The 15,040-nt window shown below is 76.5% G+C and carries 12 protein-coding genes and 2 tRNA genes; 3 read left to right on the top strand and 11 right to left on the bottom strand.

Annotation, left to right across the window (positions count from 1 at the left end):
- Positions 1-2: 2 nt before the first annotated feature.
- Positions 3-2,606, top strand: a complete 2,604-nt coding sequence (locus ACSU6M_RS29245; protein WP_437073669.1) for a CHAT domain-containing protein — start codon at positions 3-5, stop codon at positions 2,604-2,606.
- Positions 2,607-2,654: 48 nt separating this feature from the next.
- Here the strand turns inward: ACSU6M_RS29245 and ACSU6M_RS29240 are convergent, their stop codons facing one another.
- Positions 2,655-4,472, bottom strand: coding sequence for a LuxR family transcriptional regulator AbsR2 (locus ACSU6M_RS29240; protein ID WP_437073667.1), 1,818 nt, complete (start codon positions 4,470-4,472; stop codon positions 2,655-2,657).
- A gap of 95 nt (positions 4,473-4,567) precedes the next feature.
- Here ACSU6M_RS29240 and absR1 point away from each other — a divergent pair, with 95 nt between their 5' ends.
- Complete coding sequence (gene absR1, locus ACSU6M_RS29235) at positions 4,568-5,653, top strand: beta-glucuronidase AbsR1 (RefSeq protein ID WP_437073666.1); 1,086 nt, start codon at positions 4,568-4,570, stop codon at positions 5,651-5,653.
- A 213-nt stretch (positions 5,654-5,866) separates the two neighbouring features.
- Here absR1 and ACSU6M_RS29230 read toward each other — a convergent pair whose 3' ends face one another.
- The 9 genes from ACSU6M_RS29230 to ACSU6M_RS29190 all read right to left on the bottom strand — a co-directional run bounded on the left by ACSU6M_RS29230 (position 5,867) and on the right by ACSU6M_RS29190 (position 13,383).
- Positions 5,867-6,520 carry a glutathione S-transferase family protein gene (locus tag ACSU6M_RS29230; RefSeq protein WP_437073665.1) on the bottom strand — a complete coding sequence of 218 codons (654 nt, stop codon included), beginning with the start codon at positions 6,518-6,520 and terminating at the stop codon, positions 5,867-5,869.
- Positions 6,521-6,665: 145 nt separating this feature from the next.
- Positions 6,666-6,803 carry a putative leader peptide gene (locus ACSU6M_RS29225; RefSeq protein WP_437073664.1) on the bottom strand — a complete coding sequence of 46 codons (138 nt, stop codon included), beginning with the start codon at positions 6,801-6,803 and terminating at the stop codon, positions 6,666-6,668.
- Between the two features lie 87 nt (positions 6,804-6,890).
- Entirely contained in the window at positions 6,891-8,093 is a 1,203-nt protein-coding gene (locus tag ACSU6M_RS29220; RefSeq protein WP_437073662.1) for a vWA domain-containing protein, read from the bottom strand.
- Between the two features lie 6 nt (positions 8,094-8,099).
- Positions 8,100-9,290: an AAA family ATPase gene (locus tag ACSU6M_RS29215; protein ID WP_437073660.1), complete on the bottom strand. Its 1,191-nt coding sequence runs from the start codon at positions 9,288-9,290 to the stop codon at positions 8,100-8,102.
- Positions 9,287-11,092: an ankyrin repeat domain-containing protein gene (locus tag ACSU6M_RS29210; protein ID WP_437073659.1), complete on the bottom strand. Its 1,806-nt coding sequence runs from the start codon at positions 11,090-11,092 to the stop codon at positions 9,287-9,289. Before ACSU6M_RS29210 ends, ACSU6M_RS29215 begins: the two co-directional genes overlap by 4 nt.
- Positions 11,089-12,231, bottom strand: coding sequence for a gala protein (locus ACSU6M_RS29205; RefSeq protein WP_437073658.1), 1,143 nt, complete (start codon positions 12,229-12,231; stop codon positions 11,089-11,091). The genes ACSU6M_RS29210 and ACSU6M_RS29205 overlap by 4 nt, the downstream gene beginning before the upstream one ends.
- Positions 12,232-12,288: 57 nt before the next feature.
- A tRNA-Arg gene (locus tag ACSU6M_RS29200) sits at positions 12,289-12,361 on the bottom strand.
- Positions 12,362-12,616: 255 nt separating this feature from the next.
- Positions 12,617-12,690, bottom strand: a tRNA-Pro gene (locus ACSU6M_RS29195).
- Positions 12,691-12,738: 48 nt separating this feature from the next.
- Positions 12,739-13,383, bottom strand: a complete 645-nt coding sequence (locus ACSU6M_RS29190) for an SRPBCC domain-containing protein (protein WP_437073657.1) — start codon at positions 13,381-13,383, stop codon at positions 12,739-12,741.
- Between the two features lie 165 nt (positions 13,384-13,548).
- Here ACSU6M_RS29190 and ACSU6M_RS29185 point away from each other — a divergent pair, with 165 nt between their 5' ends.
- Positions 13,549-13,893 (top strand): cupin domain-containing protein, encoded by a 345-nt coding sequence (locus ACSU6M_RS29185; RefSeq protein WP_437073656.1) that lies wholly within the window; start codon positions 13,549-13,551, stop codon positions 13,891-13,893.
- A gap of 110 nt (positions 13,894-14,003) precedes the next feature.
- Here the strand turns inward: ACSU6M_RS29185 and ACSU6M_RS29180 are convergent, their stop codons facing one another.
- Positions 14,004-15,014, bottom strand: coding sequence for a LacI family DNA-binding transcriptional regulator (locus ACSU6M_RS29180; RefSeq protein WP_437073654.1), 1,011 nt, complete (start codon positions 15,012-15,014; stop codon positions 14,004-14,006).
- Positions 15,015-15,040 lie beyond the last annotated feature (26 nt).

Genomic DNA, 15,040 nt, shown 5'->3' with positions numbered 1-15,040 from the left:
GGGTGACAGCGGGAAGCGACTCGGTGCTCGAACTGCTGCCGATGGTGTTCGCCGCCCCGAACGAGGCGCTCGCGCGGGCCCGGCGCGTGCTGGAGTCCGACGCGTCACCCCTGCATGCCTCCGTCGCCCACCAGGTGATCGGTATCTGGCAGCGGGACTTCGGCGATCTGCGGCTCGCGCTGCACCATCTGCGCCGGGCGCGGGACTGCGCGGCACGCGCGGACTCCGCCGAGCGGGAGGCGGATGTGCTGGGCACGCTCGGGGTCGCGTTGGTGCACGCGGGGCGCACTCGGCAGGGGCTGGCCGCCTTCGAGCGGGGTGTGCTGCGCGGCAGCGGGCACACCAGGGCGCGGGTGCTGTACCGCAGGGCGTACGCCTGGTGGGTGCTGGGTCATCACGGGCAGGCACTGGAGGACGTACGGCGGGCGATCCCGGTGCTGCGGCAGGCGGACGACGTGATCTGGACGGCACGGGCGCTGACCCTGCGCGCGACGGTGCATCTGGCGCTGGGCGCGGTGGACCGGGCGGAGGCGGACTTCACGGCGGCGGAGGCGCTGTGGGACACCACGGGCCAGGAGCACGACAAGGCGGACGCGGTGGAGAGCCGGGGGCTGGCCGCGTTCCGCGCGGGGGACGTGCCGGCGGCGCTGCGGCTGCTCGACGAGGCCGAGGGCCGGTACGCGGCGCTGGGCACGCCGACGTTCATGCTGAACATCCGGCGCTGCGAGGTGCTGATGGCGGCGGGGCTGGCGCCGGAGGCGCTGGCGGAGGCGGACGCGGCGATCGCGGCGCTGGACGGGATCGGCGGGCAGTCCACGCGCAAGGCGGAGCTGCTGCTGGCGGCGGCGCGGGCGGCCCGGCTCGCGGGTGATCCGCACACGGCGATCGCGCGGGCGGCGCTGGCGGTGCGGCTGTTCGCCGGTCAGCGGCGCACCTGGTGGGAGACGCACGCCCGGCTGGTGCTGATCGAGGCGCGGGTGGCGGCCGGGCGGCGTTCGGGGCGGCTGGTGGCGGACGCGGCGGCGGTCGCCGAGCGGCTGGCGGCGTTCAAGGCGCCGGCCGCGCCGGAGGCGTCGCTGCTGGCGGGGCGGATCGCGCTGGCGCTGGGCTGGCGGGCGGACGCGGAGCGGCATCTGGCGGTGGCCGCGCGCAGCCGGCACGGCGGGCCGCCGCTGGCGCGGATCACCGGCTGGGCGGCGCAGGCGCTGCGGGCCCAGGCGGCCGGGTCGGGGCGCGGGGTGCTCCAGGCGTGCCGGCGCGGGCTGGCCGTACTCGACGACCACCGGATGACGCTGGGCGCCTCGGAGCTCAGGGCGCGGGCCACCCAGCAGGGCGCGGAGCTGGCCGCGCTGGCGCAGCGGGCGTCGCTGGCGGCGGGCGGGCCGCGGCGGCTGCTGGAGTGGAGCGAGCGGTGGCGTGCGACAGCGTTGTCGGCGCCGCCGACCCGGCCGCCCGCCGACCCGGCGCTGCAGAGCGGGCTGGCCGCGTTCCGGGAGATCGCGGCCCGCGCGGAGGCCGCCCGCCGGGAGGGGCGGCCGGTGCCGACGCTGGAGCGTGAACAGCGGCGCCTGGAGCGGGAGATCCGCTCGCGGACGCTGCACATGCGCGGGGAGGTGCCGGGCGACGGGGACCGGTTCGACGCGGGACGGCTGCTGGCGGCGCTCGGGGAGACGCGGCTGGTGGAGCTGGCGGTGGTGGACGGCCGGGTGCACGCGCTGGTGTGCGGCGGCGGCCGGGTGCGGCGGTTCGAGGCGGGGCCGGTGGCGCAGGCGGAGGCCGAGGCCGAGCATGTCCAGGCGGGCCTGCGGCGGCTGGCGCATCCCGGCGCGGAGGCGCGGCTGCCGCTGGTGGAGGCCATGGGGCGGCGGCTGGAGGAGCTGCTGCTGGGGCCCGCGGCCGCGCACCTGGGCGGCGGGCCGGTCGTGGTGGTGCCGCCGGGGCGGCTGCACCGGGTGCCGTGGGCGCTGCTGCCGTCGCTGCGGGAGCGGGTGCTGAGTGTGTCGCCGTCGGCCACGAGCTGGCTGCGGGCCCGCCGGACGACGCCGCCGCCGGGAGGGCGCCATGTGCTGGTGCGCGGGCCGGGGCTGGCGACGGGCGGTGCGGAGGTGCCGGAGCTGGTGGGCCGGTACGGGTCGCCCACGGTGCTGGAGGGGGCCGAGGCGCGGGTGCCGCGGGTGCTGGAGGAACTGGACGGGGCGGCGCTGGCGCACATCGCGGCGCACGGTGCGTTCCGGGCGGACAGCCCGCTGTTCTCCTCGCTGCGGATGGCGGACGGCCCGATCGTCGTCCACGACCTGGAGCGGCTGGACCGCAGCCCGTACCGGATCATCCTGTCCTGCTGCGACACGGCCCGTTTCGCGTCCGTCGGCGCGGACGAACTCCTCGGTCTGGTCACGGCGTTGCTGCCGCTCGGCACGGCGGGCGTCGTCGCGTGCACCGCGCCCGTCAACGACGAAGCGGTGGTGCCGCTGATGCTCGCCCTGCACAAGGGGCTCGCCGCCGGGCTGTCCCTTGCGGAGGCGCTGCGCGACGCCCGTGCCGCCGTACCGGACGACGCGGTCCACCAGGCGACGGGCTGGGCGTTCACGGCGTTCGGGGCGGCGTGACCCGGCCGGGGCCCCCTGCGGAGCCCCGGCCGCCCAACGGGCCCGGACTCACGCCGACTTCGCCTCGGGGACGGCCACCAGGCAGGGCAGGGTCTGCCGGTCGCCGCCCAGGCGCGTATAGGCGCTGTAGAGGTGGTTGCCGACGGTGCGTACGGACAGGGTGAGGCGTTCGGCGATCTGCCGATTGCTGAGGCCGGCGGCGGCCAGGGTGACGATCTGCCGTTGCCGTGCGGTGAGTTCACCGAGGACCAGGCCGGTCAGGGCCGGGGTGCGGGCGCCCTGGCAGCGGCGGGCGAGGGCGACGGCACGGGTGCGGGAGGTCCGCGCGGCCAGCGGGTCGCGGTGGGCGCGGACGGCCTGGGCGTGCGCCTCCGCCGCGAACAGCAGGAAGCCGCGCTCGCGCAGCGCCTCGGCGGCCCGGTCGAGCGCGGACCCGTCCCGGCGTGCCAGCGCCTCGGCCTGCGCCGCGAACACGCTGCCGGCGGGCAGCAGTCCGGCGGCACGCTCGGGCGCGCCGAGGCGGACGGCGTCGTAGGGGCGCCGCGCGTCGAGTGCGGCGAGCGCACCCTCCAGGTCTCCGCGCGCCGCCGCGACCCAGGCCGCCGCGGGGCGCGGCGTGCCGCCCGTTGGGGGGCCGCCCCTGCCCGACTGGGCGTCGCTCAGGGCGAGTTCCAGGAGGCACGGGGCGTCGTCGGGCAGGTGGTGCAGGCCCCGGCGGGCCCACGCGGCGGCGTCGCGGAGTTCGCCGCGCAGGCGGGCGAAGCGGGCGCGGGCGGCGGCGTAGGCGGGCGGCACCGGGCCGCCGGACTCCAGCAGCCACTCCCCCGCGGGCGTCGGGACGTCCCGTACGTCGGCCTCCTCGATCCGGCGCTCCAGTGTGGCCGCCTCCGTCTTGAGGGCGAGGTCGGTCTCGTCGGCGGTGCGGGCGAGGCGCCGGGCGCGCAGGCGGCCCGCGGCGGCGCGCAGGGCGGGGCCGTGCAGCGGGTGGGCGAGGCGGACGGCGTCGGGCGGGCGGGGGCCGTCCTCGACGCGGATCAGGCCGTCGGCCTCCAGGCGTTCGAGGATCCGCAGATCGCAGTCGGCGGCGTCCAGCGGCAGGGGTTCGGCGAACGCGAGCCGGTCGAGGGTCTCGCGCTCGGCGGGGTCGGTACGGCCGAGGACCGGTGCGGTCCGCTCCCGGACAGTGGGGGTCAGCGGGAGCGGACCGTACCAGGTGTGTTCCCCGGTGCCGGGGTCGGCGGTGAGCAGCCCGCGGGCGCGGACCGCGTCGAGCAGGTCGCGCAGCAGCCGCAGGTCGCCGCCGCACAGGCGGTGCATGCGGCGCGCGGTGAGCGGCTCCACCGGTCCGCCCGCGCCGGCCTCCAGGAGCCGCACGGTGTCGTCCGGGGGCAGCGGTTCCAGGGCGAGCCGGGGCAGCAGGTCGCCGGTCCACAGGCGGCGCACCGCACCGGGTGCCGGGGCCGCGTCGGTGACGGCGACGATCAGGCGGGTGCGGGTGTGCACGGCGAGCTGGTGGACCAGCGCGGCGGAGGCGTCGTCGAGGAGGTGGGCGTCGTCGACGACCAGCAGCCGCACGCCGGACAGCAGGCGCACGGCGCGGTGCAAAGTGACGGACTCGGGCAGCAGGGTGGCGAACGCGGCGAAGGGCGTGTCACGGCTGTCGGGGGTGCCGGACGTGCGGACGCAGTCCGTGCCCCGTACCGCCTCCTCGATCAGCCGGGTCCTGCCGCAGCCGGCCGGCCCGGTCACGACGATCCCGTGCCGGGAGCCGGTCAGGGACCGGCGCACCAGCTCCACTTCCTCCTCCCGGCCGGTGAACGGCCAGGGTGTGTCCAGGGTCTTGGCGTCCCGTTCGAAAGGCGTCACGGTAACAGGAGTGCGGCTACTCACTTCTGATACAGGGCGACTTGAGCAGACCCCGACTCAGGCGTCCGGCGGCGGCCCGGCGGCAGTCTCTTCCCATGACCGGACGCTACTGCTCGCTCGCGCAGGCACCGGCCCCCGTGTTCGCGCCGGGGCTGGCCGCCGAGCGGCTGAGCGCGCTCGTGGGCGGCCGGCCCAAGTGGGTCAACGGCACGGTCCTGCACTACTACTTCTTCGACGCCCGGTCCGACGCCTCGGTCATCCATGTGCCCGGATCCGGGGAGACCCGGCGGGTGTCGTGGGTGGGCGGCGAGGAGCAGCGGGACGTGGTGCGCGCCTCGTTCGGGGAGTGGCAGGGCCTGGGCATCGGGCTGTCCTTCGTGGAGGTCGCCGACCGCTCGGAGGCGGAGCTGCGCATCGGGTTCCAGCTGGGCGACGGCTCCTGGTCGGCGGTGGGCAAGGACGCGCTGCGCGTCGGCATCAACGACCGCACCATGAACTTCGGCTGGGACCTGACCGCGCCCGGTGAGCGTGCGACGGCCCTGCACCAGATCGGGCACGCGCTGGGCATGCGCCACGAGCACCAGGCGCCGTGCGCCGGGATCCACTTCGACGACGAGGCGGTCTACGCGGAGCTGGCGGGCCCGCCGAACCACTGGAGCCGGGAGACCACCGACGTCAACATCCTGCGCAAGCTGAGCCCGGCCGAGGTCAACGGCTCGGTGTGGGACCCGCAGTCGGTGATGGAGTATCCGTTCCCGCCGGGGCTGATCCTGGAGCCGGAGGAGTTCCGCGGCGGACTCGACCCGCCCGGCACGCTGTCGCCGCTGGACAAGGAGTTCGTCCTGCGCTGGTATCCGCCGCTGGACGCGTCCCGGCCGCCCGCGCTGGTGCCGTTCCGGTCCGCGCCGCTGCGTCTCGGCCCGGGCGAGCAGGCGGACTTCACGGTCGAACCGGCCGAGACGCGCGAGTACACCGTCGCCGCGTTCGGCGACTGCGACACCGTCGTCGTGCTGTTCGAGGAGCGGGACGGGGAGCCCCGCTATCTCGCGGGCGACGACGACGGCGGCACCCCGCGCAACGCCAGGCTCCGCGCCCGGCTGGTCAAGGGGCGCCGCTACTTCGTCCGGGTCCGTCTGTACTCCGGCTGGGGTCCGGGCGAGACCGCGGTCATGTGCTGGTGACAGCACACGCGAGAACCACAGTCCGGCACCGGGGGAGCGGCCGGGACTTCGTCGCCTTCGGGGGAGGGTGACGAAGTCCCGACCGCCCGCGGAAACCCCGCACTACGAGGGAGGTGCGGGGCTTTCGCGTGTCCGGGGTGTGAGGGGCCCTATGACGCCGCCCGCGTGGCGCGGGCCGCGTCGGGGTGGGCGGGGCGCCGGTGGCCGCGCCTGTCAGGGCCGGTCCGCGGGCCGGGGTCGGGCGCGGTCGAGCAGGGGGCGGAGGGCGGGGTGTGCGGTCAGCCGCCGGAGGTATGCCGCCAGAGTGGGGTGCAGGGGCGCCTTGGCCGAGGTGCCGCGCTGTACGAGGGCGACCCACAACTCGATGTCGGCGGCGGTGGGGTGGGGGCCCAGCAGGTATCCGTCCGGGCGGGGCCGCAGCTCCCCCAGGTCGCCGTGCGCGCACAGCCGCCGCACCTGCGCGATCGCCGCCTCGGCGCCGATCGGGTACAGGGCGGGGCGGCCCGCGCCGAAGCAGTGCGCGAGGTCGCTCATGATGTCCGGGGCATGGGTGTTGACGACCCGGCCGGTCCAGTCGTCCGCCAGCACCGGCGCGGCCGCCGGTCCGGGGTGGCGGTGCGCGCTCGCCTCGTAGAGCGGGAGGAGGGCCGAGTGGCCGCCGTCGGGCAGGTCGGGTGCGGCGGGCAGGCGGGTGACGGGCAGGGCGGTGCCGAGCCCGAGCAGGGCGTGGGTGGCGGCGAGGCGCAGACCGTCGGGACAGGCGGTCGACAGATACAGGCGGTAGCGGCGCGGCACGGGGTAGTGGCCGCTGCGCGAGTCGGGGCCGATACGGGCTCTGAGGGCGGGCGCGAGGGGGGCGACGGACATGGTTCTCCCCTGGGTGGAGGCGTCGACGTACGCGGGCGGAGGGCGAGTCGGCGGTCGGCCGGGCTCGGGGTCTGTCGCGCGGTGCGACCGGTGGCACGGCATCCGGTGCGGCGGGCACGCGCCGCAGCTCACCGCCGGTGCCCGGTCAGGACGGCAGGCCCCGGCCCCCGGCGCCGGCCGCGCTGCAGACGCGCAGCAGGTCGATGTGGCGGCGGGAGGTCAGCAGCGGTGGCCGCGGGAACGCGCGGGGCGGCCACGTGGTGACCTGCTCACGGCGCCCCATGTTTCCCTACCCATTCGCTAGGAATTCTCTCCGGAGTCTCCGCCCGGCCTCCGGCCCCCGTCAAGGGGGCGTCCGGCATGCGGGAGGTCAGCGGCCGCCGGGAATCCGTACGGTCTCCGCCCACGGCGGCGGCTCGGGGGCGTCCTGGCCGATCAGGGCGACGACGAGACGGCAGGAGACGGGCTCCGGCGGCCAGGGGGTGTACCCGTCGGTGAGGACGACGACGATGCTCGGCGGCTCGGGCGCGGCGAGGGCCGTACGGATGCCGACGGCCATGTCCGTGCCGCCGCCGCCCGCGAGTTCGACCTGGTCGACGGCGGTGACCCGGGCGACGGCCTGGACGTCGGCGTCGCAGGCGAGGACGGCGACCCGGTTGCCGCCGACGCCGACCTCGCGCAGCACGCCCCGCACCTCGGCGAGCGCGGCGGCGAGGTCGTCCTCGCCCATCGAACCGGAGGTGTCGACGACGATCGCCACGCGCGGCAGCGGTCGGCGCAGGCTGGGCAGCACCACCCGGCCGCCGAGGGCGGGGGTACGGCGGGACGGGCGCCGGTAGGTGTAGTCGACGGCGCCTCCCGCCCACGCGGCGGCCTCGCGGACGGCGCCGGTCAGGGCCTTGCGCCAGTCGACGGCGGGCTCCAGGACCTCTTCGGCCCAGCGCCGCCAGCCCGCCGGGAGCGTGCCGCGGGAGCGCTGGTGGGCGCGGATCGCCTGGGCGGTGCGGCGGCGCAGCGCCTCGGCCTCCACCGGGCCGACCCCGGTCACCCCCGCGCCCTCCCCCAGGTCCCAGGGCGAGGGCACGCCGTGCGCGCCGGAGCCGCAGTCCGCGTGCGGGCAGGTGGCGGGGACGCCGGGCAGGTACTCCTCGAAGAGCCGGCCCGTGGCCAGCCCGAACAGGCCCGGTTCCGCGCGTCCTTCGGGCAGCCGCAGCCCGTCGGCGAGCAGGTCGTCGTTGATCTCGCAGTCCTGGGCGATGTTGACCCGCAGCCGGTCGCGCTGGTCGGCCGCGGGCAGCCGGTCGGCGCGGCCGTGGTGGTCGCGCAGCAGGTGCGCGGCCTCGTGGACCCAGACCCCGGCGAGCTCCTCGACGCCGGTGGCCTCGACGAAGGCGGGCGAGACATAGCAGCGCCAGTGCCGGTCGACGGCCATGGTGGGCACCTGCTCGGTGGGCACGACCGAGAGCGCGTACAGCGCGGAGGCCAGGTAGGGGCGGGCCTCGGCGGCCTTGTAGCGGGCGGCCAGCAGCTTGGCGCGGTCCAGGGCGCCGGTCCGGCCGGGCGCGGCGGTCATGGCGGGTCAGCGCGCGCCGGGCAGGGCGCCGGCGAGCTGGAGCAGTTCGAGGAAGGCGTCGATGCCCGGCGGGATCGGCCAGTCCGGCTGCCGCAGGGCGGCCAGGTCGCGGGCGGCGCGCGCGGCCACGTCGGGCACCCCGGCGTCCACGGCCTTGGCGAGGACGTCCCAGCCGGCCTCCCAGCGGGGGCGGGTGGGTTCGCTCTGCACGGCGGCGACCACGGCGATGAGGAACGCCAGCTGGCGGTCGCCGCGTTCGGGCAGCGCGAAGGCCGAGGGGTCGGCGAGGACCTTGTCGGGGTCGGGCAGGTCGAGGTTCTCCAGGTACGACAGCAGCTCGATGCCCGCGGCCTCGCCGACGGCACCGGTCACGGCGGCGGCGAGCGCCTCGCGTCCGGCGCCGGAGGCGTAGCCCGCGGCGAGCAGGCGCAGCGCCATCTCCCAGGTGCGCGGGGAGGGCCAGGCACGGCCGCGGCCCTCGGCCTCCTGGGGCATGTGGTGCACCAGGCCGGGGCGGGCCGTCAGGAAGCCGGAGATCACCCCGCGGGCCCGCGCCACCGCGCCCGGCACCCGCGAGGGCTCCACCGCGGGCAGGGCGGTCTCCGGCCAGACGCCGGCCATGCCGCGGGCCACGGTGCGCGGATCGTGGGTCCAGTCGAGGTGGACGAAGCGGTTGGCGAGCGGCGGGGTCAGATGCCAGCCGTCGGCCGCGCTGGAGGGCGGGTTGGCGGCGGCGACGATCCGTACCGGCTCGGGCAGCTCCAGGCTGCCGACCCGGCGTTCCAGGACCACCCGCAGCAGGGCGGCCTGCACGGCGGGCGGCGCCGAGGACAACTCGTCGAAGAACAGCAGCCCGTGGCCGGTACGGGCGAGGCGCACGGCCCAGTCCGGCGGGGCCATCGGCACGCCCCGGTCGGCCGGGTCGTCGCCGACGATCGGCAGTCCGGCGAAGTCGGACGGTTCGTGGACGCTGGCGACGACCGTCTCCAGGCGTACGCCGAGCGCGGCCGCGAGCTGTTCCATGCCGGCGGACTTGCCGATGCCCGGCTCGCCCCACAGCAGCACCGGCTGATTGGCCGTCACGGCGAGGGCCAGCGCTTCGAGTTGGGGGTTGCCTGCCGGTTCGCTGCGGGTGCGGCGGAGGCGGGCGTTGAGGTCGTCGGCCGCCGCGAGCGCGGCGGGCGGGGAACCGGTCATCCGTGGCTGTCCTCGTCGTTCTCGGCCGGGCGGTCCTCGTCCCATACGCCGTCCGCGTCGTCGGTGTACCGCTCGGCCATCCACTCGTCCCACCAGTCGGCACCGAGGCCGGGGTGCTCCGCCAGCACGCGGCGGCGCAGATGCAGCAGGTCCGTGCGCCGGTAGCGGCGGATGACCTGGGCGAGGGAGAGGTCGTTCTCGTCGACGACGTCGATGCGGGCACCGGCGTCCAGGAGGTCCGCGACCAGGGCGGTCGAACCGCGCTCGGCGACGGCGACCTGGAGCGGGGTGCGGCGGGCCTTGTCCCGGGCCTCCAGGTCGAGTCCGGCGGCCAGCAGGCGCGGCAGCAGCTCCCGGTGCTCGAGCAGGTGGAGGACGTGCAGCAGGCCGCGGCCCTTGCGGTCGCGCACCTGCGGGTCGAGTCCGGCGTCGAGCAGCGCGAGCACGGCCGCGGTGTCGCCGTGCTGGATGTGCTGGAACAGCGCGCGCCGCTGGTCGCGCAGGGCGCGCGGCAGCCGTCCCTCGCCGCTGGTCCAGGCGTGCCGGGCGGCGAAGCAGCCGGAGACGGTACCGCCGAAGGCGCGCAGGGCGAGTTCGCGCTGCTGCTCCTGCTCGGAGTGCGGGATGTCGAGCACACCGTTCCTGGAACCGATCTCGTGCCAGTCGGCGCCGCAGCGCACCCGGACCGGCGCGGGCAGGTCGGGGCCGGGCGGTCCGGCGGCGGGGGCGGCGTGCGGGAACAGGGCGGCCGCGACCAGCGGATGCAGGTCCTCGATGCGGATGCGGCCGGCCCGCAGCAGCGCGATGTCGGGCAGCCGCTGCCAGGCGTAGTCGGGCAGCGGGGGCAGGTCCTCGCCCAGCCCCCGGTCCAGGCCGCCGACCCGCACCGGGCCGCCCTCGCCGTCGAGGGTGATCAGCAGGGAGCCGCGCCAGTCCACGGGGAGGCGGAAGCGCGTCCCGCGTCCGGCGCGCTCCAGCAGCCGTGTCTCCGGGGCGAGACGGGTCAGGTCCGGGGCGATGTGCGTGATGAACTCGGCGACGTCGAGGTCCCGGTAGGAGCGCGGGCCGCGGGGCGGGGTGGTGAGGTCGAGGTCGAGCCCGGCGGCGGCGTACGCCTCCGCATGGGCGCCGCGGGACTGGAGGACGGCGACCCACTCGGCGCGCGCGGCGGGGTCGGCGGGGCCGGGGTCCTCGGTGGGCAGGTCGGCGGGCGCGAGCGCGGTGCCGTCGGGGTGCAGGAACGGCAGCCGGGCGCAGTCGGCGGGGCCCGCGCTCAGGCGGAGTTCTGCGGTGCGGCGGGCGTCCCAGAAGCGGCGGGCGGCCGTCCAGTCCTGGCTGCCGTGGATCAGGCCGTGCAGCCGGTCGCGCTGGGCCTCGGCGGCGGGTTCGAGGTGCAGCCGCAGCCGCTGGGGGCCCTCCAGCATCGGGGAGGTGGTCAGCGACAGGACGGGGCCGTCCGTGCCGTAGGAGGCGAGGACGATCCGTTGGGCGGGGGTGATCGTGGTGTGGCCGCCGAGGATCCGCGGCAGGTGCCAGCGCAGCAGGTCGGGGGCGAGATGGCGCAGGTCGTCCAGGACGCGGGCGGCGGTCTCGGGGCCGTGGCGGTCGGCGATCCGCTCCGGGTCGAGGTCGTCGGGGACGTCCACGGCGGCCACCGCGCAGGCGGCCCGCCAGTCGCCGGCCAGGCGGGCCTCGGTGGCGCGTTCGATCATCCGGCGCGGGACGGCGTAGCGGCGTATGCGTGCCCAGGCGGCGGTGTCGGCGGGCGGGAGGGCACCGGGCGGCAGGGGCTGTGTGCTCATCGGTAGACGCTGCCGATCGCGTGCAGGTCGGGGTGGGTGGGGCGAGCGGGGCGCAGGCGCTCGGCGAAGGAGCGCTTGACCCGGCGGGGCAGTCCGGGGCCGAGACCGACGTACTCCAGACGGTGCCCGTCGGGCAGGGCGGCGAGCAGGCTCTTGGCGCCGCGGCCGGTGATGCCGGTGTGGCGCAGTTCCAGGCGGCGCAGCGGGCTGCCGGGCAGGGCGGCGGCCAGGGCGCGGGCGCCGTCGTCGCCGGTGTTGTTGGCGGGCGCGCCGAGGCTGCGCTCGGACAGGGGCCGGCCGAGGTCGAGGGTGTCGATGCCGTCGAGGGCACCGGCGAGTACGCGGGCGCCGTCGGGGCCGATGCCGTTGCCGCCGAGGCCGAGCCGGACGGGGCGGGCGGGGTCGGTGGCGGCGGCCAGCAGGGCGGCGCCCTCGTCGCCGAGGTGGTTGGCGGGTAGATACAGCTCGCGTACGCCCGCGTCCCGGACGAGCGCGGCGAGCAGCGGCGTCTCGGCGGCGGTCAGGCCGTTGCCGCCGAGGAACAGCCGCTCGACGGGGGTGTCCCGGTCCAGCAGGGCGTCCAGCAGCAGCCGTACGCCCGTGGCGCCGATACCGGAGTTGACCAGGTCGAGGGTGCGCAGCGCGGGGTTGCGGCGCAGCAGGGCGGCCAGGGCACGGGCGCCGGACTCCCCCACGGGGTTGCGCTTGAGCCACAGGGCGCGTACCGAGGTGTCGTCGGCGAGGGCCTCGGCGAGGGCGTTCACGCCGTCCGGGCCGATGCGGTTGCAGCCGAGGTAGAGGGTGTGGATGCCGTGGGAGGCGTCGGCGGTCAGGGCGCGCGCGACGGACCGGACGCCTTCGTCGCCCAGGGAGTTGGTGCCGAGCAGCAGATGGGCGGCGTGCGGTGAGGCGGTGGCCGCGGGCAGCAGCCGGGCGGCGCCCCGCGGGCCGAGCCCCCGCTTGCACAGGTCCACACGGCCGTCGGCGCGCAGCGTGCCCAGCGGGAACGTCTCGTCCTCGGTGACGGGCCGCGCGTCCGCGAGCCGCGCCACCAGCGGGCCGAGCCGCGCGGGGTCGGCGAGCGGCAGGTCGGGGTGCTCGATCGCCGGGCAGCGTACGGGTGTTGTCGGCTGGCTCATCACCACTCCACCGGTCCTGCGCCGGTGCCCGGCGTCCGCGTCGACTTCAAGGAGACGCAAGGCCGGTCGGATTCGAACCGACGTCCTCCAGCTCGCTGCTTGGGCGCGACGACCTCTGCGCTACGGCCTTGCTGCGGAGGATCATAGCCACATCCGCCCCACCTCTCGCTCACCAGTTTGAAGCGACCGCCCGTCAGGGGGCTCCACAGTGCGAAGCGATACGCCCGTCAGGGGGGCTCCGCAGTCCGAAGCGACCGCCCGTCACGGAACCCGCACGGGCCCCGCCCGGCCGCGGCGGCATCCCCCGTACACCTCAGGGCCGTTGCACGAGAAGAGGCCGCCCCGGATTCCTCCGGAACGGCCTCGCTCTGCGGCTTCGCATCAGTCGGGACGACAGGATTTGAACCTGCGACCCCTTGACCCCCAGTCAAGTGCGCTACCAAGCTGCGCCACGTCCCGATGCGGTGATCAGCGGTGACCGCGTGATCATGCGGGATAAAGCCTACCTCATGCGGAGGAGGCGTCCTGGCCGGTGTACGCGGCGGTGGTGCGGTCGGCGGCGACGCGGGCCACGGCGGGGTCCTCGCCGCCGGCGATGTTCGCGGCGCACCATGCCTCGCTGCCGGCGCGGACGAAGGACAGGCCCTCCGGGGAGCCGAACCAGGCCATGGCCGCGGAGGGGTCCACGGCGGCACCCGTGGGCAGGTGCAGGGTGAGGCCGACCAGGGCCATGTCCCAGCCGACGCCGACCGCGCCGGGGCCGAAGTCGGCCCACTTGTCGTCGCTGTCGGGGTCGATGTGGTCCAGTTCGAAGCGGGTGCGCCGCTCGCCCTCCGGCACCAGCCGGACCTCGATCCAGCTGACGTCACCGCCGTACTCCCAGGTCGCCAGGAAGCCCTTCGGCGGGTCGCAGCGCTCGACGGTGCCGCCGGCGTGGCCCTGGAGCTGATAGCGGCCGCCGGGACCGAGCTCCCCCGACACGGGCAGGAACCAGCGCGGGATCCGCTCGGCGTCGGTGAGCGCGGCCCACAGGTCCTCGACCGGGACGTCGTACGTCTGCCCGAGGCTCACCACGCGGACCTCGCCGCCCTTGAAGTCACGCCGCCCGACCCGGCGGTGCACGGCCTCGATCTGCCGCTGGACGTCGATCACGACTCGCTCCCTCTCGCTGCTCTGCCCTGCACCCGATCCTCCACGATGACCCGGCCCGCGCGCCCCCGCCACTCCGGCGCCCCGACGAACTGTCCTGTCACCAGGGGCGATACCCCACACTCTGTCGCCGCCGGCGGCCCGGACCCGCTGGCTAGGGTCGGGCGCATGACGCACAGCTTCGCTCTCCACATCCCCGACGCCGAGCTCGAACCCGAGCCGCTCGACCCGGCGCAGATCGTGTCCGGACACCCCGAGGTGACCGGGAAGGTGCTCTGGGAGTCGGCCGACGGGCGGCAGATCCGGGGCATCTGGCAGATCACCCCCGGCGTCGTCACCGACACCGAGGCGGACGAGCTGTTCGTGGTCGTCAGCGGCTCGGCGACGGTCGAGGTCGAGGGCGGGCCGACGCTGGAGGTCGGCCCCGGCGACATGGCGGTGCTGCGCGCGGGCGACCGTACGACGTGGACGGTCCACGAGACACTGCGCAAGGCGTACGCCATCAACCTCTGACATCGACATCAGCCTCTGACATCAGCCTCTGACATCGACCTCTGACATCGGCCTCTGGCGTCGACCTCTGGCGTCGGCCTCCCCCATCGGTCCCCGAGGTCTGCCGGTCCTCACCCCACACCCTCCGGCGGCGGTCCCGTCGTCCCCCGCACCTGCAGTGTCGGCACCGCGAGGTGCACCCGGCCCTCGCCGCGCTCCCCCGCGAACCGGTCGAGCAGGTAGCGGGCGGCGCGGCGGCCGACCTCGTGGCCGGCCTGGTCGACGGTGGTGAGCCAGAGGTGCCACAGCCGGGAGACGCCGGTGTTGTCGTAGCCGGTCACCGACACATCGTGCGGGACGCGCAGTCCCAGCGCCTCGGCGGCGGACAGCGCGCCGACGGCGGCGGTGTCGTTGACGGCGATCACGGCCGTCGGCCGGTGCGGGGCCGCGAGCAGGCGCACGGCGGCCCGGTGGCCGCTCTCCTCGGTCATGTCGCCCGGCTCCACCAGCGCCCCGTCGGCGAGCCCGTGCTCCCGCATGGTCCGCTCGAAGGCGCGCCGGCGCAGCTCGCCGACCGCCCCGTACCCGGCGAGATGCGCGATCCGGCGATGGCCGAGGGCGATGAGGTGCTCGGTGACCAGGCGGACGCCCTGCTCGTCGTCGCCGGCCACCAGGTCGACACCCGGCGGCACCGGCTCGCGGGCGCCGGCCACGACGACGGGGACCCGTGCCGCGACCGGCCCGAGGGCGGCGGGCTCGGGGAGGGTGCCGACGACCACGACCCCGTCCACGCCGAGGTCCATGAGGGGGCCCGCCGGGTCCTGGCCGGCGCGCCGGTTCAGGCGGGCGTCGGCGAGGAGCATGTTCAGGCCGTTGTCGTGCAGCAGGGAGTTCAGGCCGTCCAGCAGGTCGACGAACCAGGGGTTGCGCAGGTCGCTCAGGAGCACGCCGACGGTGCGGGTGCGCTGCTCGCTGAGGCTGCGCGCGGCGGCGTTGGGCCGGTAGCCCAGGTCGCGCACCGCCCGCAGCACGGCGTCCCGCTTCTCGGGCCGCACCTGCGGGGAACCGCGCAGCACGAGCGAGACCAGCGACTTGGACACTCCGGCGCGTTCGGCTACGTCACGGATGGTCGGCGGTCTCATGGGATGGACCGTTCCACGCGGCGCGC

This window comes from Streptomyces sp. enrichment culture, from assembly GCF_964272895.1.
Taxonomy (GTDB): Bacteria; Actinomycetota; Actinomycetes; order Streptomycetales; family Streptomycetaceae; genus Streptomyces.
The sequence above is the reverse complement of the archived record's forward strand: the minus strand, read 5'-3'. Positions and strand labels throughout refer to the sequence as shown.